The sequence below is a fragment of the Streptomyces bobili genome, assembly GCF_002154575.1.
GTDB lineage: Bacteria > Actinomycetota > Actinomycetes > Streptomycetales > Streptomycetaceae > Streptomyces > Streptomyces bobili.
This window is the reverse complement of sequence record NZ_MUBA01000883.1, coordinates 1-762: the sequence shown is the minus strand read 5'-3', so window position 1 is coordinate 762 and position 762 is coordinate 1. Positions and strand designations below refer to the sequence as shown.

1 protein-coding gene and 1 pseudogene are annotated in these 762 nt (G+C 63.6%); one reads left to right on the top strand and one right to left on the bottom strand.

What is annotated here, in order from left to right; genetic code table 11:
* Positions 1 to 161: pseudogene (locus BZL64_RS38465) on the bottom strand (peptidoglycan bridge formation protein FemAB); the annotation flags it as partial.
* On the opposite strand from BZL64_RS38465, the gene BZL64_RS38460 reads away from it, so the two are divergent.
* Positions 157 to 399, top strand: coding sequence for an acyl carrier protein (locus tag BZL64_RS38460; RefSeq protein ID WP_086773531.1), 243 nt, complete (start codon positions 157 to 159; stop codon positions 397 to 399). The pseudogene BZL64_RS38465 and the gene BZL64_RS38460 overlap by 5 nt on opposite strands.
* Positions 400 to 762: the final 363 nt, after the last annotated feature.

Genomic DNA, 762 nt, shown 5'->3' with positions numbered 1-762 from the left:
TGCATGGCGTTGTTGGGCTGGACCTCGCGTCTGCGGCTGGTGGAGGCGCCGTAGGAGTACCAGACGTGCTCGCCGACGGTGAGCATGGTGGCCGCGGCGAGGATCTCGCCGTCGTGGTGGGCGAGGTAGAGCCGCATCCGGTCGGGGTGTTCGGCGTTGAGCTACAGCGACTTCGAATCCGCACTCGGCAAGGCACTGCCCTTTCTCGACGACGAGACACCCGTCGACGCGCACGCGAGTCTGACCGAACTGGGCCTGGATTCACTGACGTTGCTCGGCCTGGTGGCGGAGCTGGAGGACAGGTTCTCGTTGGAACTGCCGGACGAGATGTTGGTCATGGAGACGTTCGCGACGCCGTCGACGCTGTGGAGCGGCCTGTCGGAGCTACCGCGCTCCTGAATCCCCACGCCCTTCGACAAGGGTGACCCAATGAAGATCAGCCATCCTGAATTTCGCTGGTCAGCGGGGCTGGTGTGAGGTCGCGCGGGGATCTCTTGCTGGGCAGGGGCATGATTCGCAGCAGGTGATTGTCTGCCTTGTCGCTTCTTCGCCGGAATCAGAGTCGTTGCCAGGCAGAGCCTCGTACTGTCCCGGCCACGAGTACCGGTTGTGGGAGGGGCTTCGCGGGATGGACGTATTGACCTGGACGATGACGCGTCGGTCGAACTGGTCAAGCGTGCGGAGCTGTTGCGCAAGGAGTTGGTGGGTGGAGATCGATACGGAGGTGGCCCAGTTGGAAGCTGCCGAAGTGGTGTATGGCCG